9 protein-coding genes are annotated in these 24,631 nt (G+C 34.1%); all 9 read left to right on the top strand.

The features are described 5' to 3' along the window. Positions 1–149 precede the first annotated feature (149 nt). The 9 genes from QL232_RS16285 (at position 150) to QL232_RS16245 (ending at position 24,627) form a co-directional block, all read left to right on the top strand. Entirely contained in the window at positions 150–3,368 is a 3,219-nt protein-coding gene (locus QL232_RS16285; RefSeq protein WP_281614918.1) for a glycoside hydrolase family 2 TIM barrel-domain containing protein, read from the top strand. A gap of 2 nt (positions 3,369–3,370) precedes the next feature. Further along, positions 3,371–4,045, top strand: coding sequence for a hypothetical protein (locus QL232_RS16280; protein WP_281614917.1), 675 nt, complete (start codon positions 3,371–3,373; stop codon positions 4,043–4,045). Between the two features lie 133 nt (positions 4,046–4,178). Then, on the top strand, positions 4,179–8,699 hold the full coding sequence (locus tag QL232_RS16275) for an NPCBM/NEW2 domain-containing protein (protein WP_281614916.1): 4,521 nt from the start codon (positions 4,179–4,181) through the stop codon (positions 8,697–8,699). 27 nt (positions 8,700–8,726) lie between these two features. Then, entirely contained in the window at positions 8,727–11,546 is a 2,820-nt protein-coding gene (locus tag QL232_RS16270) for an Ig-like domain-containing protein (protein WP_281614915.1), read from the top strand. Between the two features lie 131 nt (positions 11,547–11,677). Continuing rightward, positions 11,678–13,558, top strand: a complete 1,881-nt coding sequence (locus QL232_RS16265) for a hypothetical protein (RefSeq protein ID WP_281614914.1) — start codon at positions 11,678–11,680, stop codon at positions 13,556–13,558. Between the two features lie 101 nt (positions 13,559–13,659). Next, entirely contained in the window at positions 13,660–16,446 is a 2,787-nt protein-coding gene (locus QL232_RS16260) for a hypothetical protein (RefSeq protein WP_281614913.1), read from the top strand. A 479-nt stretch (positions 16,447–16,925) separates the two neighbouring features. Continuing rightward, entirely contained in the window at positions 16,926–20,045 is a 3,120-nt protein-coding gene (locus tag QL232_RS16255; RefSeq protein ID WP_281614912.1) for a TonB-dependent receptor, read from the top strand. A gap of 11 nt (positions 20,046–20,056) precedes the next feature. Further along, the gene (locus QL232_RS16250) at positions 20,057–21,802 is read left to right on the top strand and encodes a RagB/SusD family nutrient uptake outer membrane protein (protein WP_281614911.1); all 1,746 of its coding nucleotides are present in this window, start codon (positions 20,057–20,059) and stop codon (positions 21,800–21,802) included. Between the two features lie 29 nt (positions 21,803–21,831). Next, complete coding sequence (locus tag QL232_RS16245; RefSeq protein WP_281614910.1) at positions 21,832–24,627, top strand: SusC/RagA family TonB-linked outer membrane protein; 2,796 nt, start codon at positions 21,832–21,834, stop codon at positions 24,625–24,627. Positions 24,628–24,631: the final 4 nt, after the last annotated feature.

The following is a 24,631-nucleotide window of genomic DNA, read 5'->3' as shown; positions in this document are numbered from 1 at the left end:
GTATTATAAATTGATGTTCAACTTATTGATAATCAATTGAATAGTAAAATTAAACAGAATTAAACCCCTATAAATAATGAAAATGCATGTTTCTAATCACTTGTTGAAAAGTTAATATTACACTATTAAATAACTTTTTAAGGATGATAATGAACAAGCAATTATTATTGGTTTTATATCTAGCTACCCTAAGTAGTTTGTTTGCACAAGATCCTATGTGGGAAAATCCAACTATATATCAGTTGAATAAATTACCAGGTAGAGCTACTTCCATTACTTATAATAGTATAGAAGAAGCAAAAGCTGCACAGGAAGTTAGTAATGAAATGACTCTGAATGGACAATGGAATTTTAAATATGAGGGTGACTACTCAAAAGTTCCTGCAACTATCAAAACGGAAGACGCAAGGAAATGGAAAAAAATTAAAGTACCAGCAAACTGGGAAATGGAAGGTTACGGAAGACCTATTTATACTAACACAAAATATCCTTGGGGTGAAGTAAACCCTCCATATATTCCACATTCAGAACAAGAAGTAGGAATGTATTTTAAAGAGTTCTCACTTCCAAAAACATGGAATGGCGATGAAATTATTTTGTATTTCGGAGCTGTGACTTCTGCATTTGAAGTCTATGTCAACGAGCAATTTGTAGGATATAGTCAAGATGATAGATTACCTTCTGAATTTAATATTACTTCATTTTTAAAAAAGGGTAAGAATAATATCTCTATGAAAGTGTATCGTTATTCTGATGGTACATACTTGGAAGATCAGGACCATTGGAGATTGTCTGGTATTCATAGAGAAGTTAAACTAATTCAGGAAGCAAAGTATAGAATTAATGATTTCTTTATTAGAGGTGATCTTACAAATAACTATCAAGATGGTCATTTAAAAGTACACTTTGAGGTATCAAATAAGTTTGACAAAGAAAATTGGAAGAATTACAAAGTTGTTGCTTCATTATTTGATGGAGAAAACGAAATTTTCAAGGGTGATATTAAAGTAAGTGAGACATTAAAGAAAGGTCCACAAAGAGATCAATTGCCATTTGCTCAGATAGAAGGTAAACTAGAAAATATCAAGAAATGGTCTGCAGAAACACCTTACCTTTACAAGGTTGTGTTGGGTTTATACAACGCAAAAGGAGAGTTAGTAGAAGCAAGATCAGCAAATATTGGTTTTAGATCTGTTGAGAAAAACGATAAAGGTCAAATATTAGTCAACGGTCAGCCTATTCTTATTTATGGGGTAAATCGTCACGATCACCATCATCTAAACGGAAAAGTAGTAAGTAGAGAAGATATGGAGCATGAAGTGAAACTGTTGAAGCAATTTAACTTTAACGCAGTAAGAACTTCTCACTACCCTAACGATCCAGTTTTCTACGATTTATGTGATGAATATGGTATATATGTAATGGATGAGGCAAATTTAGAAACTCATGGTATTACAGGAGCGATAAGTAATACGCCATATTGGTCTGGAGCTTACTTAGATAGAGTTGTAAGAATGGTCGAAAGAGATAAAAACCATCCTTCTATCATCTTTTGGTCTTTAGGTAATGAATCCGGAAGAGGAGCCAACCATGCCGCAATGGCAAGCTGGATCAAAGATTACGATAATAGTAGACTTATTCATTATGAAGGTGGTCAAGGTAACCAACATCATCCAGAATATTTATCAGTATTATCAAAAGAATGGAAAGAAAAGCTAGATGCTAACCGTTTATCGCCAAATGGTACAGATCCTTATTATTTAGATATGTTGGGTCGTTTCTATCCTAATTTAGAACATTTGGAAAACCTTGCCCATGAGGATCCTTCTGGAAGACCAATTATTCTTACAGAATATGCACATGCTATGGGAAATAGTGTAGGTAACTTCCATGAATATTGGGACCTAATGAGAAATGTAGACCGATTAGTTGGGGGTTACATATGGGATTGGAGAGATCAAGGCTTGGTTAAAAAAGATAGTAAAGGAGTTGAATATTTTGCCTATGGAGGAGATTTCGGAGAAAAGATTCATACAAAAAACTTCTGTATCAATGGTGTAATTACTTCTGACGGGCAACCTAAGGCACCAATGTATGAGATAAAACATGCATTCCAACCCATTTCAATTTCTGTCAATAATTTAAAGAAAATGAAAGTAAAGGTGGAAAACAGACATTTCTTTATCGATACAAAAGATTATGCATTTACATATAAAGTAAAAGAAAATGGTGTAGTGATATTAGAAGAGCCGCTTCAAGTTAAAAATATAGCAGCAGGAACATCAGCAATTGTAACTATTCCGACTCAAAATATCTCTTTCGAACCGGCAAAAGAATATTTTGTACAGGTAGAAGTAAAATTAACGAAAGATACGAAATATGCTCCCAAAGGGCATCTAGTCGCTGTTGATCAGTTTGTACTTCCAAACGGCAACTTATTCCTTGTGGATCATCAAAATACATCCAATACAATTGGTCCTTGGAAGACATTAGATAAGAAAGAATTTACTTACGGGGATTTCAAAATTGCTTTATCAAATGGTGAATTAAGCAAAGTGATTTTCAAAGGTAAAGAGGTAATTACTGGTGGTATCCACCCTAACTTTTGGAGACCAGCAACAGATAACGATATCCGTACGACTAAAACCTCAAAAAAATTAGGTTATTGGAAAAGGGCTACTTCAGATTCGGAGGTGAAAAATACACAGATTTCGGAATTAGCAGATAGAGTAGTGATAAAAGTAGAATACCAATTACCAGAAAATAAAGCATCATGGACTACAGCATATACGTTGTTGAAAAATGGTTTTATTGAAGTGGATTGTCACTTTGTTCCTTCTGTTGAATTACCAAATATGCCAAAAATAGGATTACAGCTTCAAGTAGCTAAAAATCTCGATAATATCACTTGGTATGGCAAAGGACCTGAAGAAAATTATTCAGATAGAAACGTTGGAGCAATGGTCGGATTGTATCAGTTGCCTCTGACTTCTTTCGAACAATCTTATGTTTTTCCACAGGCATATGCTAACCGTACTGAAGTGAGGTATGTTTCTTTGGAAGATAAAAAATCAAATGGGCTTAAATTTTCATCAAATACTCCTTTTGAATTTAGTGTTTATCCTTATTCAGATGAAATTATCGATCAAGCAAGACATACCAATGAATTAATTGAAAGTGAAACTCTTACTCTTAACATTGATTACAAACAAATGGGAGTGGGAGGTAATGATAGCTGGAGTACTATAGGAATGCCTTTGACAAAATATATGATTCCAGCAAAAGAATATCGTTTCTCATTCCAAATTCAACCAGAGAGTACAAAACCCTACCCAGGGGATATAATTAGTAAGAAGTTAAATAAATAATTATGAAATACTTAATCAATATTTTAATCACAACTTTGTTGTCCATCAACTTTGTTTCTGCACAAAGTGAATTGGTCAATGAAAGCTTCGACAAAGCAGGTAAGTTACCTAAAGGTTGGAAAGAAGTATCTACGAAAGGGAATATTAAAGTTGATGGAGGCTTCTTGAAAATAGAAAGAAAGAAAAATAGTGAGGGGAAAATAAAAAGTCCTATAGCTGTTTACACTTTGCCTGTCAATGTATCAACCACTAAATCTGAAGTAGAATTTTCTTTCAAGGCATCCAAGGCTTTCTTTAATACACGCGTTGACTTTCAGACTGCCAATAACAAAAACTTTATCTCATTAAAGTTAGGGGCACAAGGAAAATATACTATCCTATATGCAACGAATAATGAAGGAAAAGAACCGAAATCGAAAGCGTTTGAAGCCAATGAGAAGCTTCTGAAAGATAAAATCGTAAAAAATAAGATCTACACGGTAAAGCTTGAATTTACTAAAAAGAAGAAAGTAAATATCTATGTAGATGGTGAATTAGCAGTAAAAAATGTAGCTCTACCTTCTAGTTTAACAGCACCTCTATCAAAAGTAAAGTTCAAATTTTATGACGCTTATAAAGGAACGGGAATTTTTGCTATTGATGAATTTGTTGTTAGAGGTAAACAGGAGAGTTTATAGAAGTTTTTTTTAATTTCTATTCACATTAGTATATTGCTAATAACGGCAAAAACAAACTCAATTTTTTTATAGTATCTACCTAACTAAATAAGAAGTTTAGTTAGGTAGATATAGATGAAATGAATATTATTAGATGAAGACATTATACTTACTATTTATAACTTACATTCTAACAATTCCACTACTATTTGGTCAGGATTGCGAAGTTATAGTTAGAGAAAACTTTGATAGTGAGGATGCTACTCTTCCTGAAACATGGGTTGAAAGTAATTCTTCTGGCAAAGTATATATATATAAAGACGCTCTTTTAATGGAATTTATTAAGGGCGATGAAGATAAAGCTACTGTTACACACAATTTGCCCGAATCACTATCTGGTGATTTTGAAGTGACCTTTGCCTTTGAGACAGGTAGAAACTATTACAAAAATGTAGTAGATTTTAAGACGGCTTCAGGCGAATATTGGTTATCACTCCTATTGGGAGGTAATAGCCAAAAAAATATCGTGCTGGCAGAAAGTAATAATGGAGCTAAACCTACTGATTACCCTGATGAAAATAAATTGTTAGAAGGGGAGATCCAGAAAAATAAGATCTATGAGGTAAAAGTGAGCTTCAAATCTGACAATACATTCTCAATTTTTATTGATGGTGTACTTGAAGCCGAATCAGTAGCATTACCAGCCGAACTCACAGAAGAGCTATCTATAGTTGAATTTACTTTCTCTGAAAGTTTTGATGATGATACTTTCAAAATAGAATACTTTAATGCTATAAAAGGAATTACACAGAATACATTTGCACTTCAGAGCTTAAAAACAGATATAGAACAGTATATTTCGAGCATCATTATTATCTCAGGATCTGAAATTATTTTTGATGAAGAAAATGAAGATCTTATTGATATTGCTTACCCTGAAGAGGAGGTAATTACTTTACAAAATGAACTAGCTAGTGCTGAAGTAGTACTCACTACATGTGTTACCCAGGATATCATTGATGCTGAAATTATTAGCTTACAATTAGCTTTTGATATCTTTAAAGCCAACCCTGCCGACTGTGGAGCAGACTTTACAGCGTTAGAAAAGAACATCGCAGATAGTAAAACTTTGTTAGCTAATGCTACCATTGGAGATAATATCGGAGAGTATCCAGAATATAATAAAGTGGAGTTAGAATCAGCGATTTTAGTCGGAGAATCTATTGTAGGCAATTGTATTACCCAAGATGAAGTAGAGGTAGCAAATGATGCACTTACTGCAGCAACAGATAACTTTAAGAATAATATTGTAAAAGACAATTCTTCGATAGATTGTGCTGAAATTATCAATCACAATTTCAACTTAAATGGAGATGTCTTGCCAAGTGGTTGGACAGAAGTAGGCGAAAACAACTTGGTAACTATCGTTGATAATCAGTTGACTTCTGAAATAACAACATCAGGAGAAGTACCTACTGTTCAATATACAATGCCTAATCATGTGGGTAATAGTTTTGATATTGAATTTGTTGCGATGGCATCAAGAGATTGGTTTACTAACCGAATCGACTTCTTAACAAAGAATGGTAAATACTGGTTCTCGCTAAAGATTGGTGATGGAGGAACAAAGAACATTATTTATGGAATCAATAACGCTGGTGACAAACCGACTAGTTTTCCCAATTCAAATAAGCTAATTGATCAATTTGTAAAGAATACACCATATACAATCCATTTAAAGGTTAATGAGTACAATACCTTAAGCATCTATATTAATGGAGAATTGAAGGCTTCAGATATCCAATTACCACAAGCATTAGTGGATCCGATTGCTACGATTCAATCTGCGATGACAGGCATCTATAGTAATAATGGATTTTATTATATGGATGATTTTAAGCTATTTAAAGGAGCAAGAGTCGACATGTTCTCTTTCAATAATAAGATTGTCGAAATAGAAACGTACTTAAATGAAAAAGTAACTGTCGGAGATAATGGTGGTCAATACAAACAAGAAGATGTTGATTTGATGCATCAAAAAATTGAGGAAGCAAAGACAAAATCATCAGACTGTTCTTTAACGGCAGAAGATGTTTTGGCTTTAGAAGAGGAATTGCAAAATGACTTCGATAGTTTTAAAAAATCTGTCATCTTAATTTATACAGATGTAAAACTTACTGTAAATACCAATACGGTTCTTACAAAAAAAGACCCTTTATGGTTAGGAGGGAATAGTATTTATAACGATGGCGGTCAAGGTTTATGGAATGTAGAAGAGAACCATGCTGAATATGATGTAATTGATAGATCAAACTTTACAGGGGCCAGCCTTTATCGTTTTCCAGGTGGATCTATGGCCAATCTGTACAGATGGAAAAAAGCCATTGGACCAGTAGACCAAAGAGGTTATAATATGGATTCTCATAAAGATGGTGCAGCACAGGTCAATACTTTTGGTCCTGATGAATTCGGTCAGCTATTAAATACCACTTTTATCAACCAAGGAATTGTTGTTGTTGCATTCCAATATGAAACACCTGAAGATGCAGGAGATTATGTGGAATACATGAATGCCAAAGTAGGTGATAACCCTAACGGTGGTAAAGATTGGGCTTTAGAAAGAGCAAAAAATGGTCGTTATGAACCCTACAATATCAAATTATGGGAAATTGGTAATGAAATGTATGGCGATTGGGAACTTTCAGTATTTAATTACCCTGAAACAGGAGATGAAGTGAGAGGTGGAGATAGAATTGTGAAAGGTGATGCTCAATATTATGTTAGAGGAGGATCAAGAGCTTTTACTAATCAAACTGCCGTATCAGATGCTTCTTGGTTAAATTCAGATACAAAAACAACAGGCGAGGCTTCTCAAGTTTTATATGTAAAGTTTGCTCCTGTAGATTTATCAGCCACTTTTAGTCTAAGAATAAATAATCAATCTTGGACTAGAGTAGATAACCTTTATGGTTCGTTACCTACAGATAGACATTTTACTGTTGATGCCAAAACTGGTGCAATCACATTTGGAGATGGTAGAAGAGGAATGATTCCAGCCGAAGGAAGTAATGTTTATTTAGATTATACTTCTGGACCACATGCATCTTTCTCAGATTATTACGATGCAATGAAAGCGGTTGATCCATCTATTCAGGTCATCAGTTGTTTCGAAAAAGAAGATTTCTATAAATATATGGCCCAAGACAATAAGCCATATGATGGTGTTTCTTTCCATTTCTATCCTAACTTACAATTAGAAGAAGGAGATATTCCAGATGAAGACCATTACAAAAGAGGTGTATGGGAAGGCACTAGAGTAAAAAGACAAATTGCCAAACAAAAAGGTTGGGTAGAAAAATACGATAACCCATCGTTGGCCGGTAAAGATGTGAAAATTCATATGACAGAATTTGGTGGTAGAAAGGACCTTCTTGCCATACCATTTATAGCAACAATGTTCCATGATATTGCCAATTATCATAGTGGAAATTTAGGGACATCATTAATTCATTCTTATTTCAAGAATGATAACACACCAATGGTTGATCCTCGCTATGACTTTGTATCTGCAAAAGCAATCGCTTACCATATTTTTGGTCAACTACATCAAGATACTTTTGTATCTGTTGATTATGATGGGGATACCTATTCTTATGATGGCGGATTAGGAGGCGAAACGGAAGTGATACAAAAAACATTTGCTACAGCAACAGTGAACGATGCAGGCGATGTATTTACTTTAGTAGTACCCAACCTGACAGATACTGAAATCATCAAACTTACTGTGGATATCAAAGATTATCCATTTTCGAGTGATGACGAAGTGATCTTAAAGAGATGGCATACAGTAGCTGAAGATGTATTTGCCAACAATTCAAACAGTGAAAATGATAATCTACAATTGGTTTTGATAGATACTCTTGAGGCAAAGGCTCAGTTCACAACAGAAGTACCTGCATTTACAACCGCTGTTTACCAATGGTCTGTAAAAGAAGGTATGGATATCACAAAAGTAAAGAGCGAATTAACTGAAGGGTTATTTGCAGAAGGTCACGGTTTTGCTTCTGATTCAGTAATGAAAGTAAATGGTTTTATCTACGATCAAGGATTTTCATTATTCAACGAATCAAGAGTTTTCTATCACTTAGATAGCAATTGTTCTTCTTTCTCAGCAACCGTAGGCCTCGATGATGCATTTACAGAGGGGTCAACAGAAATCAATATTTATGGTGATAATCAACTGCTTTATTCTCAAATATTCGGACCAAACACTCCTGAAGAAAAAATCAAGTTAGATGTAACGAATGTTGCACGACTAGAGTTTGAGACAGTGGCTCAAGAGGGCATCAATTGCTTTGCCATCTTTGGTGAAGCTAGAGTGGTCTTGGGTGATGGAAAATCTCCTGTGACAGATATTGACGATGATTTCCTTAAAGATGAATTAGATTGGATCATTCATCCTAACCCATTTGTTAGTGATGTTAATGTTACAATTTCGAAGAATGTAAGTGGTATTCTCAAGCTGTATGATCTAACAGGTAGGTTGGTTTACACTGAGCAAGTGAATGCTGAAAATGCATTACATCTAGACATGCATGCATTAAGATCTGGAATTTATGTACTGAGACTTGAAATGGACGATCAGAGTTTGGTTTCTAAGATTATCAAATATTAAACACAACTTCTTCTAAAGTATAGAGTTATGAAAAAAATAGTTTTATATATATTCTTCAGTTTAGTTGGGTTTATAGCGATAGCACAGAATCCAATTACAATTACATATGATTTTGATGATACATTTGAAGCTAAAATGGACATCAATGATAAAAATATTATTTATCCGCAGAGAGCTTTAATAGGTGGACCTAAGTTAGTCAATCAAGGATTAGAATCTGCCAATGGTAGTCAGGTAGCAGTAACACAGATTACAAATAATAATGCCACGAACTATCAGCAGACATTTTTCCGATTTGACTTGCATACTGTCCGAGGTGTAAAGTTTAAAATCAATAAAGTACGTATTGTACAAAAAAGTGATCATGCAGGTGATCCAGATCTTATCGATGAAGAAGGGAATGGAGATACCTACATGTTTAGAATAGGAACGCAACTTAATGGTGCTATTCCCAACAATAATGATAGAAATCAATCAACGATAAATACTTTATTTTCCGATGAGTTTGAAGAAACTGAATATACTCCAGGTGAAGGGTACAACTATGTTCAGAACGAAGACTATATCTCTGTTTTTGTTACCGGAAAAGGGGAGAACAATACCAATGATGTTTTCAATTGGTATGTAGATAAGGTGGTTATTGAAGGAGAGTATGTGAAAGGTTTAGATCTTCCTACATTTACTGTTGATTATGCGATGAATGACAAAGACATGTCTGCAGAATCATCAAATCCTAATGTGTCTGGTACTGAGATCGCAAGACAACAAGGTGACTCACAATGGAAACAAACCAATACTTTTAGTGTTCGTCTTAAAACCACAGACAATAACCTAGGGTTTGGCTATGCAAACAGAGTGGGTTTATTTTATTCATTAACAACAGCTAGTGGGTATAAGACGTTGGTACATAACTACCAATATAAGATCGCAGGTTCAGGCCAGCATGGTAAATCAAGAGCACATCGTACTGCAGTTTATAGAGATAAAACAAGAGATGACGCAGGTGTAAAAGTAGCTGATAGTCATTTTGAGTTTAATAATATCTTATTAACAGGAGTAGATGTATATGGTGACAATGTTAAGGACATCGACTATGTTCCAGTCTTTTTCAAAGATGATTTAGTTTTTGAAGATTCTTATGCCTTTGTTCATGCCATAAACCGTACAGGTAAGACAGATAATGCCAACCAGAAAGAATACCTTACATTTGATCATATCACAATTCGAGGTACAGTCGTTCCAGAAAATGCCTATGCTCTAGTACAGGAACTACTTACTGGACAAGAATTGTATGTAAATGCTGTTGTGGGTGAAGGAGATACGGAATATCGACAAGAAATTGTAGACCGTTATATTTTAGAGCTTCAATCTCATGTCGATTTCGCCTTTGATGAATCAAAATCTGTGGATGAATTGAATGACATGAAAACTTATATCGAGGTGATAAATGATCATTTTAGAAATAACACCAATAGTAGAAGTATTAATACTGCCCCAACTGTTATTGCTCGAACAGAAGAAGTGATTCAAGATGGAATCTTAACAATTACTCTTAATGGTGATGATGATGATGGAGATTTACTGACTTACGGTATTTCAACAGCTCCATCTAACGGTACCGTTGAAATCATTAATGATCAATTAGTGTATACTCCCACAAGAAATTTTTATGGTTCAGATGAATTAGAGTATGTAGCAAGAGACGGTAGAGAGAACAGTACTCCTGCTAAAATAGCAATTACCGTAACAAGTAGTGGCAATCTAGCTCCAGATGCAGAAAGTGCTACTTATAAAGTAACTGAAGGTGATGAGCTTTCCATAACATTAAAAGGTTCTGATGGAGACGGAGATCCAATTACATTTATGTTGGAGTCGCAACCACAATATGGAACGCTATCAGGAACTGCTCCTGATTTGGTTTATACACACAATGAAGGATATTTAGGAGAGGATTCTTTTACTTTTAAAACAACAGATGGTATCGGATTTAGTGAGTTAGCAACAATCTCTATCACTGTACAAAAAAGAAATACTAAACCAGAAGCAGATGATATGGCCGAGTGGTTATACCAAGACGCAACGGTAAATATTACTCTAACAGGTACTGATTTTGATGGACAAGACGTGTCGTATTCAATTACAGCTCAACCTAAACATGGAACGCTATCAGGAACTGCTCCTAACATTGCTTATACTCCTGAAGCGGGTTACTTTGGAGAGGATACTTTAAAGTATATTGTCAACGATGGTATCGACGATAGTGACGAAGCTACTGTAAGTATTTTAGTGGTACAAGTTGAAGGAGATAATTCAGCACCAATAGTTGAAAATATGTCGAAAGAGGTGTATGCCACTGAGACATTAGAGTTTACATTAACGGCTCAGGATGCTGAAAATGATTTATTAAGCTTTTACATTATCTCAAATGTTAGTGATGGAGAATTGTCTATTAATGACGGAGTGGTAACCTATATTCCAAGCGGAAATTATTTAGGCGAGGTATCCTTCCAATATGTTGCTAATGATGGAGAATTAGATAGTAATATAGGGACTGTAACTATTAATGTAAAAGAGGATACACCTACCAATATTGAGAAAAACCTCAACACTAAATTAGAAGTAAAACTCACTTCATTAGGAATATGGTTGCTCGATAAATCACAAGCTAGTCAAGATTTAGATATTGTTATGTTGAATACACAAGGGCAGATTTTATTACAAGATAACATCACTTTATTACCAAATTCGAGTCAATTTATTGATTATCGAAGTACAAAGGGAGTATTATATATCTTAAAAATTCAATCTAAAGATGGTGTATTGCTCCAAAAGCTCATCTTAAATTAAATAGAATAACTATGTAGTATTTTTAGAGGTACTGCATAGTTATTTTTTTCTCTGCTATGTATAAATAAAAAAATAGATACTAAAACAAACTTTATTAAATATCATCTTTTCCTGATTATTTCTTTATTAAAATGAAAACAATTACTTTTTTATTCTTGAGTATTTGGATGCTACAGTATGCCCAAGCTCAAAATGATAATAAACCGTATCAATTGCTATCAAAAAAAATAATGATGGCAACATTTAATCCCTTTAATACATTAAGTGCGGAATTTGGTCATATGACCTTACTAAAATACGAGCACACTTTAGGCAAAGACGTAAGTACCGTGACTTCGTACTATAATACATCTATTCCAGAATCTACTTTAATGACAAATTTGTTAGAAGCTGAAGAAGCTATGTATTTAGAAGTAATTACCGCCAAAAAAATGGGGATAGATGCTTTTAAAATACAGTATAGTACGTTTGGTTCTCAAGAATACAAAAGAGACATTTTAACAGCGCTTATTGCATTAATAAATACAACAGAAAAGAAAAACATTGACTTTAAGTTTTGTCTTGAGTTTGTAATACCAAGAAATAAGCAAAACCAGAAATCGGAAGAAGAACTCATGAATTCTATCGCTAATGATTTGAATACGGTATATAGCAGGACCAAATTATCAGACAAATGGCTAAGGACAAAAGCAGGAAAAATCATATTCTTTACGACTAACACTCAAAATATATCGACGTATTTAGAGGATAAAGTAGGGCAAAAATATAATAAACAAGATGTTCAAAATGTGGCAAGATGGTTCCAAGATTTACATACAAGATGTAATTTTGAAATAATGCCTGTGTATCATCTAATTTCATGGAAACAGGACATCAATGAGGCTGTTGCTAAGAACTTTAAAGCCATTACTCATACGCTAAATTTTTGGTCCAATGAAAATAAGATCGATAAATTGAAAAGAATTTGTGCCGCAAATAATGTCAGTTTAATTCCTCATATCGCATTAGAAAATCTTACTTCAGAACTTAGAGATGTAGATACAGGTAAAAGAGCTGTTATCAATAAGGATAGTAAGACATTAGCTACTACTTACTTATCTGGTTCGAATACAAAAATGACCAATAGGTTTAGAAGAAACTTAGAGAAGTCTGTAGATGCTGAGGTTTCCTTATTAAATATAGAATCTTGGAATCGGTACTTTTTTGCTTCTCACTTGGCTCCAGAAATACACCATGGATATGCTATGAAAGCAGTTTTAGAGTATTATAAGAACAGATGGAATGGCCTTCAAGATCCTGTAAAAGAAGAAATGGCTTATGTTGCATATAAGAATTTTTTCAATGATGAACTTGTAGCTGGTCAAAGTATTTCGATAAAATATCACAATAAGAAAGAGTATGAAAATTTCGATAATTACATTGAGGTAGTCACCTTATTAAAAGAACCAGCCGATGTATATATCAATAAAAAATATATCGGGCAAGCCACTTCAGGAATTCAAGAATTCTATGTTCCTAAAGTAAAAGGAAAAATACAGTTAGAAGTGAAAAGAGGGAAAAGTGAAGTGATAAATTATAGTACGCCAAAAGCTATTACTGGTTTTATTAATAAATTTGATCCGATACTTTATATCAATTCAACCATCGATCAAAAATATTCTTCTTTAGTCAATGATATGTTCCTTGACTTAGAAATGAAAAAAATGCATGAAAGCTTTTTATTGAATACAAAAAGTCAGGAAATTTGGAGACTAGCTGCAAAGGAGAATTTTCTCTCTAATCGAAAGGCATTACTAGAGTTTGGAGATAGACCTAAGGTCTACTTTAAGGCAAGAGATAAAAATATCAAACACTATCAATCCAAAGTAAAACCTTTACTTGATGATTTTCAGTTTGATGTTTGGTTAGAAATGGAGGAGGAGAAAACAAACAACAAAGGCATTGATAAAGAGAATATTGCAGATACTATTTTAAAGGATTACAATATTTTGGAAGAGTCAACTACGTTATAAAACGAAATACCCCCTCACAAAAAACTAATCTTATACTCTTCTTCACTATATTATATTGTTGATTGCATTATGAAATGTACATTACTTATTTTTTAATGAATATGAAGAATAACATCACAAGAAAAAGTCTATTTTGTCTTGTAGCCATATGTGTGATTACTAGCTTTTTTGTCAACGCAAGCAACTCAAAAGTTAAATATGAGTTAGCTACTGTTCCTTTAAAACAAAACTGTTCTATTTTAGAAGAGTTTGATTTTAGCAATGTATCAACTCTTCCTATCTCATGGAAGGAAAAAAATACTAGCGGGGCAGTATATATAAAAAATAAAGCATTGGTTATGGAACGAAAAAAGCAAAATGGTTCCATTCGAGCACCAAGATTAAGATACCAAATTCCAACGAATATAGGTGAAGAGTTTCAGGTGATGTTTGATCTGTCTTCATCCAAAACCACAATTTCAAATCGTATAGATTTTCTTTCTGAAACGGGTGGTTTCCTATTGAGTTTAAAAGTCGGTGATAAAGGAAATATTTTATATGCTGTCAGTGAAAACGGCGATAAACCTAAAACATTTACTGATAGTCATCAACTCCTGTCAACTCCATTTTATAAGAATACGAACTACAATATCTTATTGACTTTTAAGGCGAATAATCAATTGACTATTTCTGTTGACGGTCATGTAAGTGCAGAAAATATTAATTTGCCTTTCCCAAGTAAGCAACTAAGTGATATGCAATTTGATTTTATTTCTGCGTATAAAGGAACTGCTTTATTTTATCTGCACCATTTTAGAGTGAATACAGGAAGTTTTCCGACCAATATTGGTCTATTACAGAACACTGTTAGTACTATTCACTCTTTCTTGCAAAATGAAGTGAACGTTGGTAAGGAAAACGGTAATTACCCTAAATCTGAATATAAAGAATTGGTAGGTGTACTGAATAAGGCAGAAGATCTATTAAAGAACTGTGCATCAACACCAGAGGATATAGAAAAATATCAAATAGTATTAGAAGAGCATTTTAATGCCTTTAAGTTGAGTAAAATATATCCTGTAACGAATATTTCTTTGACTATCGATACTAAGCAAGTCTTATCAAAAAAGAATCCTTTATGGTTTGGAGGAAATAATATCTATAGTGATGCAGGACAAGGCTTATGGGATGTAGAAAAAAATGCCCCCGATCAAAAAGTATTAGAGAGAGCTAAATATACTGGAGCATCATTTTATAGATTTCCAGGTGGTACCATGGCCAATCTTTATAAGTGGAAGAGAGCTATTGGGCCATTAGAGCAGAGAATATCAAACATGAATTCTCATGGAAAAGCGGGCCCTGAAAGCAATGAATTTGGTCCAGATGAATTTGGCAAGCTTTTACAAACTACTTTTATTGATAAAGGTATTATGGTAGTGGCCTTTCAATATGAAACACCGGAAGATGTAGCCGATTATGTTGAATATATGAATGCAAAGGTAGGCGAAAATCCTAATGGAGGGATTGATTGGGCTGCTGTACGAGCAAAAAATGGCAGTTACGAACCTTACAATATTAAATACTGGGAAATTGGTAATGAAGTATTTGGTAATTGGGAGTTAAGCGTTTTTAATTACCCTGCAGATGGTGATGAAACTAGAGGTGGAGATAATATTATATATGGTGATGCTAAAAATTATGTCAACGGTGGAAGTAGAGCCTTTACAAATCAATTAGCATGTGCGGATACTTCTTGGTTAGCCTCTGATTGTAAAACGACAGGGTTACCATCTCAAGAATTATATGTGAAATTTGCTCCAGTAAAACTATCAGAACATTTTGGCTTAACGATCAATGGCAAAAAATGGAGAAGAGTAAAAGATTTCAATAAATCTTCATCTTCTGATAAGCACTATACAGTAGATGGTAAAACAGGTAAAATTACTTTTGGAGATGGAGTGAAAGGTCTGATACCTATATCTGGTTACAATGTCGTTTTAGATTATACATCAGGTGATCATCCAAGTTTCTCAGATTACTATAATGCCATCAAATCCGTTGATGAATCTATAACGGTAATCAGCTGTTATGAAAAAGAAAAGTTCTATAGATTAATGGCTGAGAAAAACCTTCCATTTGATGGTGTAGCATTCCATTTTTATCCAAATATGAGTGCTAAGAACCTTCCTGATAATGAATTATACAAAAGAAGTATTTGGGAAGGATTACACTTTAAATCCAAGGTAAACAAACATAGAAAATGGTTGAAAAAGTATCCGAATCAAGCACTGAAAGGGAAGAATATACAGCTTCACCTAACGGAATTTGGGGCAAGAAATAGTTTAGTGTCAGTTCCTCTTGTATCTTCGTTATGGTATAATGTTGTAAATGATCATCCTGATGTTTTAGGATCAGCTTTAGTACATTCTTACTTTAAAAAGGATAATACTCCTTTAGTAGATACTAGAAAAAGCTATACCAGTGCGAGGGCTCATGCATACCATATGTTTACAACGTTACATCAAGATACTTTTGTTAAGGTTGCTTATGAAGGGGAAACTTATGAATACAACAAGAAAACAATTAACAATACCTATTCTACAGCAACAATCAGTGATGATGGAAGGACAATAACAGTAGTAATACCGAATACTTCTGATAATAAAATACTCAACCTATCACTAAATATTGAAAACTATCCATTTGACTCATCTGATAATGTTAGATTAACAAAATGGGAAACAAAAGCAGATTCTTTTCTAGCAAAGAATTCAGATAGAACGCCTAATGAAGTAACAATAATCAAGTCTGAATTGACAGATGTTGCTGCTTCTATGGAGATAAAAGTACCTCCTTTTACAACAGTAGTTTATCAGTGGAGTAGCAAAAATCCACTGCATAATAGATAACAACATTCGATTCTTAATACCATAAATTCAAAAAATAGAGAAGGCTTTACTATACTCATAGGAAAGCCTTCTCTATTTTATTTTATATCATAATAAAGTATGAGTCCCTATTATTTATTCTCTTCTACTAAGTCTTGTCACTAATTGTAATATACCAAGAGCACTCCGTTATATGAATAATAAATATCTACTGTAATTACTTATTTATTGATTATTCTCTATCAGACAAGTTTAGGTGAAATCTCTCTAATTCAATTAACAGAAATAGGTTTGATAATGAAAAATTTTAGAATATATTTGGATATAGTAGTTAAGCTTAAGTAAAATTTATAAACAAAACATAAAATCTCAACTAACACATTATCAATTGTTTATGAATTTAACCACCCCTATTTGACGAAAAAGTAGGTTTTTTTTCGACTGAATTAACTGTTAATTCAACACTGAAATGAATTTTTTAGTAAAAACTAAGTTAAATTATGAACAATAGCTTTACCGTAAGTAAGGCAATTCTCTTTTTCTTCTTTTTGTGTTTTTTGACTTTTATTTCTTTTTCAAACAATGTAATAGCAAAAAATAATAAAGAACATTATAAAGAGTCTGACCTTAATGAAATTTTAGTTACAGGTATAGTGAAAGATGAAAATGGAATTACTCTACCTGGAGCATCCATTCTTGTAAAAGGGACTACAACAGGAACAATTACGGATATCGATGGAAATTATAAAATTAATGTAAAACCCAACGATACTTTAATCTTTTCATATATAGGCTATCAACCACAAGCTATTGAGGTAAATAGTCAGACCGTTATTAATGTATCTCTTGTACCTGATCAAGAAGTTTTGGATGAAGTAGTCGTTGTTGGGTATGGAGTTCAGAAAAAGAAAAGTGTTGTTGGAGCTATCGAACAAACTTCAGGAGAAGACTTATTAGAAGCTGGTGGTGGTACAGATTTCACTTCGACTTTAGAAGGACAGGTTGCGGGTATGACGGTACAACAATCTAGTGCTGCTCCTGGCGAGAACAATACTAGTATTTTCATTCGTGGTAAATCAAGCTGGACGGATAACTCTCCACTAGTATTAGTAGATGGTATAGAAAGAAACTTTAATGATATTGATCCCAATGAAATTGAGAGCTTCTCAGTTCTAAAAGATGCATCGGCAACGGCAGTTTTTGGTGTGAAAGGTGCCAACGGTGTTTTACTTATTACTACTAAACAAGGTAAAAGCGAAAAGACATCTATTAAAATAACAACAGAAGTAGGTTTTAAAGAACCAACAAATAATTACCAAAGACTAAGTGTTCCGGATTCTTATCGTTTGATGAATGAGGCCATGAAGGCAGATGGTAATTGGGAGTCTTTAATTCCTGAAAGCTTAATCAATCAGTGGGAAGATCCTAATAGAGACTTAGAAAAATACCCAGATGTGAATTGGTGGGATGAAGTAGTAGGTACTGGCATCCAATACAAAACTAATTTAAACTTATCGGGTGGTACAAAGAAAGTGAATTACTTTACTTCAATTGGTTATGTAAATGAAGAAGACATTTTGAAGTCTGCTCCCCAAGCAGGATATGATCCGTCATTTACCAACCAAAGGATCAACTTCAGATCGAATGTTAACTTTAAACTGACAAAAAATACTGAATTAAAAGTTGGTATCGCGGGTAATAATAAAGAATACAATTCTCCTAGAGCTGTTTCGGAAAGTAGCTGGCATAGAGAACAGTTTTTCCAAGATATCTACAGAGCACCAAGTGACCTACATCCGGCACAATTTGATAATGGAAGCTATGGTTGGGTAGAAGGAAGTACTAACCCATTAATGCAATTGAACGGTTCAGGTAGTAAATCTACAAGAAGATCAGAACTATATACCAATGTACAGTTAAGACATAACTTTACTGGAGCATTAGAAGGATTCTCACTCCAAGGTAAGGTAGCTTTTGATACGTATAATCAATTCACAAGAAACATTACTTTTGAACCGGAGACGTATTCATACCAACAAGTTCCTGTCTATGATCCCGCAACAGGTGGAGAAATTTTGGTAGATTCTATTATGACCAACCATCCAAATTTCACTGAAAAACCAGCAATAAATAAAAAATGGAATCATAGCTATTATCGTAAGACAGTCTTTTATGAGTTTTCAGCAAGATATTCTAAAGATATAGGTAAGCATCATATCGGACTTCTAGGATTATTTTCTAGAAGAATTAATGAAGCACAAACAAGTTTTCCACAATACGAAGAAAACTGGGCAGGCCGTTTAACTTATGACTATAACACTAAGTACTTAGCAGAAATCAACTTAGGTGTGAATGGATCTGACAACTTCGCTCCAGGAAAACGTTATGGTATCTTTCCATCATTTGCTTTAGGTTGGGTATTATCGGAAGAATCTTTTGTTAGAGATAATGTACGTTGGTTGAATTTCTTTAAAGTAAGATATTCCTACGGTACTGTCGGTAGATCTCATATCAATAACAATACAAGATATTTATACTACGGTCAGTATTACACACAAGACAGTAAAGACTGGAGAATAGGGGAAAAACCATATAAACCAAGTACACACTATTTCGAAGGAAGGATTCCAAACGAAGATGCCACTTGGGAAAAGGCACTAAAACAAAACCTTGGCTTTGAAACGACTATTTTCGAAAATATTTCACTCAACCTTGATCTATATAATGAACACCGTTATGATATCTTAATGGAAAGAAGAAGTATTCCGACATTGAGCGGTTTCTCTCAAGATCCATACGCTAACATTGGTGAAGTGAAATCTAGAGGTTTTGAAATTTCTGGTTCTTATGTATTAAAACTGAATAAACGACTTAAGTTTACCTTCTCTCCAAACTACTCATTTAATGAAAGTAGAATTATTAATAGAGATGATCCTGTTAATCTACCAGATTATCTAAAGGAAGCAGGTAAACCTATTGGATCAACGAATGGATACTTAACAGACGGTCTATATCAAAGCTGGGATGATATCTATAATTCACCACAAACCAACTTTGGTAATGTTACTCCTGGAGATATTAAATACACTGACTTTAATAGTGATGGTCAGGTAGACGTATTAGACAATACTGTTATAAAAGGGTTGAATTTCCCAACAACGACATATGGTTTGAAACTTGGAATAAACTATGGCAACTTCAACATGTCAGCGTTATTCTATGGAGTTCAAAACTCTTATGCTAACATTAACGGTGACTTGATGTGGGGTTTCACAAAAGGGTATAATAATGTAGATGAGACCCATAGAAATACTTGGTCGCCATCTAACCCAGATCCAAATGCAAACCCAAGGTTACATTTTGCTAACGAACCGCATAATAAAAATACAACTTCTTACACTTGGCAAAATACAAGTTATTTAAGGTTGAAGAACCTACATATAGGCTACAATTTAAAGCCTAAGAATAAGAACTTGTTTAAGTCATTATACATCTATTTTTCGGGTAATAACCTATTTACTTTTACAGAATTTGACTCTAGGCTAGACCCTGCAAATTCAAACAAGTCGTACCCATTAGTAAGGTTATATACAGTAGGTGCAAGATTAAACATCAGATAACTGACAAAGAGATGAAAAGAATTTTATATATCTTATTAATTGCTTTTACATTACCTGCTTGTGAAAGTTTTTTAGACCGTTCTCCCGACTTAGGATTAGTAGAAGAGGACATATATACAGACTATTTCACTTTTCGAGCATTCAACGACCGTTTGTATGGTCATATGGATGATCAGTTACATTGGGATAGAAGAGATGATTTAGGATCAGTGGCAGATGAAACTCAGAATAATTATGAGTATGGATTCAGTACTGATATGAATAGCGGTGGTAACTACTCCACTTCGAGTAAAAGTAAGCTTTATGAATCGGGTTGGGAAGCAAAAACTGCTGATGGAAAACCAAAATGGGGAGCGGAGGCTCCGCCAATTTGGAATGCGATCCAAGCAATCAGAGTAGCCAACTTAACTTTCAAAAATATAGAAATGTTAGAAGGAGCAACCGAAGAACAGGTAAATGAACTTTTAGGTCAAGCTTATTTCTTTCGAGCATTTTATTATTTCCAGATCTTAATCAGATGGGGAGGACAGCCTAGAATGGACTTCTTGTTTGAAAGTGATGAAGACTACAAAGATTTAGAAAGAAGAGATTTTGTTACATCGGCTCAAGATTGTATCGAAGATCTAGATGCATCACTTCTATTATTACCCTCTACATGGCCAAGTGACCAACATGGTAGAGTAACAAAAGGATCTGCATTAGCATTAAAAGGGATGATCTTATTATATATGGGTAGTCCACTGATGCAAGAAGATGCTACCGGAGCTGCTGCATATAACAATGATTTATTATTAGAATCTCTTAAAGCTCAATCTGAACTGATTCAACGTCAAGGTGAGTTTGGTGTTTCATTAGGTACTAATTACGCTGATATCTTTTTTAGATTTGGTAATCCAGGAAGTTCTGAAGTGTTATTGTGGAAAAACAGAGGAACAAGATCTAAAGGAGACCTAACTAACCATTTTATACCTAAAAGTTATGGTGGAGCAAATGCTACAACAGGGCCGACCCAAAATATGGTAGATATGTTTGAGATGGAAAGTGGTTTACCTATTACAGACCCTGCCTCCAACTATGATCCAACATCACCTTATGAAGGAAGAGATCCTAGATTCTACAATAACATCTTATATAATGGTGCAGAATGGGGTGTAAATGGACAACAACAGATCTACATTGAGACATTTACTGGAGGAAGAGAAGATAACCTTCCTGATAACCAAGCTTCTCGTACAGGTTATTTTGTAAAGAAGTTCTGGCCGAAAGGTTCTAATCATTGGGAAAAAAGATGGAGCCAGCATTATATGCCTTGGGTGTATATTCGACTAAGTCAAGTATATCTAGATTTTGCAGAAGCAGCTAATGAAGTATATGGTCCAACTGCAGTAGTTCCAGAAGCTGGTATTTCAGCTTTACAAGCTGTAAATATTATCAGGAATAGAGTAGGTATGCCTGATGTCAATTCAAAATACACAGGTGATAAAGCATTATTCAGAGATAGAATTAGAAACGAAAGAGCTGTAGAATTATGCTTTGAAGGACACCGTTGGTTTGATATTAGAAGGTGGAAAATTGCGGAAGAAAAATTGGCAACAATCAAAAGAGTGGTGATTAAAAAGTCATCAGACGGTAGCCTAGAATATTCTTATCCGGTCCTTAAAGGAGTACGTAATTTTAGACCAAGAAATTATTGGTATCCGATACCTATCGATGAAATCGCGAAGTACAATAATTACACTCAAAATACTGGGTGGTAATCTCTCTGTCTGACTAAAACTGTGAAATAATGTCAAAATTAAAATATATAATCTTCTTTTTAACTCTACTATTTTCTTGGGAGGAAGTCTTTTCCCAAGAGAAAGACCTCGGGTTTATTTTAGATAGTTTAGAGTTAAATTCAAAAGCTGATGTTTACCATGCTCCATTTTATGATATCGACAAAAAGGAGACAGTAAGTGCTATTTCAACCATCACTGGAGATGAATTATCTAACTCCTCTTTTTTAAACTTAAGTGATGCTTTACAGGGTAAATTATCAGGATTACAAGTAATAAGCACTACTGGTGAACCTGGTACTAATGCTTCCTATTTATCTATCAGAGGAAAATCGAGTACTACAGATTATGCTCCACTAGTACTTGTAGATGGAATTGCTAGAGACTGGGTTGATCTAAATCCAGAAGAAATTGAATCAATTACTGTGTTAAAAGACATGACAGCGAAAGCAATCTATGGCCTTAATGCAGCAAATGGTGTCGTTCTAATCACTACAAAAAGAGGGATTAGTAATAAACTAAAAATCACCGTAGGTTATGAGCAAGGAATTAAGACTCCTACAACAAAACCTGAGTTTTTAGCTGCAGATGAATATGCCTCTCTTTACAATACTGCAAGATCAAACGACGGTCTAGCTCCGCATTATACTGATGATGAAATCAAGGCTTATAGAAATGGTACTGATCCCATTTTATACCCCAATAATGATTACTATGGGTATGCCATGAAGAACGATGTTACCTACAGAAAGGGATATTTAAACTTTATTGGTGGGTCCAAAAAATCTAATTATTTCGTACACCTTGGGTATGTAGGTCAAGATGGTTTAGAAAATGTAGGAACAACTTCCTCTTATGATCGAATTAACATCAGAACAAACTTAGGAATGAAACTAACTGATGTAATTACTGGTGTAGTAGATGTAAGTGGTAGAGTAGAACTTTACAATACTCCTAACCTTAGTTCTGGGGACTATTTTAACCTTCTGTCGACAACAAGACCCAATGAGTATCCAATATTTATTCATAAAGGAGGATCTAGAGAAACAGATATATTAGGGGGATCATTGCATCAACCGAAGAATATCTATGGAGAGTTGAATTATACAGGTTATGACAAAAATGTAGATAGAAGTATCCAAACCCGTTTTGGTTTTGATCTAGATTTTAATGAACATATTATGGGGCTTTCCGCTGATGTTTATGTAGCAGTGGATGGTAGTAATACTTTTGAATACGGTAAGGATGAAGGCTACAACTCCTATATGCCTCTCGCAAAAACAGATGATGGTTACGATTTATTCCAAGTAAAACAAGGAGCTAAAACGGATGATCAGGTAAGAAAAACAAATTCAGATTATTTTAGTAATACGTTTTATGGTAACATCAACTATGATAGAACATTTAGAGAAAAACATAAGCTTTCTGTTAATGCAGTAGGATATAGACAAACAGTGTCTACTAGTACACAGTTTTATTTTATAAAAACACTGCATGCAGGTTTGAATGCCAACTATACATTTAAAAACAAATATGTATTAGAAGGTTCTTCTGTATGGGTTGGTACAAATAAATTAGCAAAAGATAAACGCGTAGCCAACTCATCAGCAGTGGGTGCAGGTTGGATTATTTCTAATGAAGGGTTCCTTGAAGAAAATAAAATTCTAACACATTTAAAAATTAAAGGTTCTGCTGGATTAATGGCCTATGATCCTACTATCTGGACATATATGCACCTTCAAAGATATGGTGATGGCGGAGTACTCGTTTTAGGTGAAAATAATAGTGTAAGTCGTAATACATTAATTGCTCATAGAGAAGAAAACATAGAGCTATCTTATGAGCAAGCGTTAGAATTAAATTTAGGGATTGAAGTAGAACTATTTGATGCTTTAGCATTGGAAGTAAATTATTTCGATAATGCCCGTAAGGATATGATTACGAATTACGCTGCCGTTTATCCGGATTATTATGGTAATGATGGAGCCTACTTTAATAACAATAGTACTTTAAGTGAAGGTATTGAAGGAGCCATCAGTTACAACAAAACATTTGGAGATATCCGCTTAAATATTGGAGCTAATTTAATGTACCAACAAACGAAGTGGGAGGATGTCTTACAAATGGAAAACCTACCTGAAGGGATGAATCAAGAAAATAGACCTATTGATGGAATGTATGGATACAGAAACCAAGGTTTATTCCAAAGTGATAATTTAGCTAGATTTAGCCCTTCTCAGACTTTTGGTACTGTTGGAGCCGGAGACATTCGCTACCAAGATATTAATGGAGATGGTGTAATTAATAATGATGATCAAGAATATATCGGTAATACTTCCCCAACTTTATCTTATGGAATACAGTTTGGAATCAGCTATAAAAATGTCAACCTATTTGTTGCAGGTGCTGGTTTTGCAGGACATTACAGATATAACGATAGTAAGTATTATCAGATGAGTGGCTTAGACAATTACTCTGAAGTAGCGAGAAACTCGTGGACTCCAGAACTTGGAGCAGATGCTACTTACCCAGCATTAACTACTACAAAAGGAGAAAATAACTACGTAACCTCAGATTTCTGGTTAGAAAAAGCGGATTTCTTCAGAATCAAAAATGTAGAAGTGGGGTACACTCTTCCTCGTAAAGAATCAAGAAAGTTTGAATCGAAGTTTTTCATCAGAGCTAATAATCTTTTTGAAGTCTCTGCTGCTGAAAATAAAAATGTAGACCCTGAAAGACCCAACAGTGGCATCACAGAATTCCCGATTATGAGGTCTTATACAATGGGTATCAACTTGAACATCTAAAATT

It is taken from the genome of Flammeovirga sp. SubArs3, assembly GCF_947387565.1.
GTDB classification, from domain to species: Bacteria; Bacteroidota; Bacteroidia; order Cytophagales; family Flammeovirgaceae; genus Flammeovirga; species Flammeovirga agarivorans.
The sequence above is the reverse complement of the archived record's forward strand: the minus strand, read 5'-3'. Positions and strand labels throughout refer to the sequence as shown.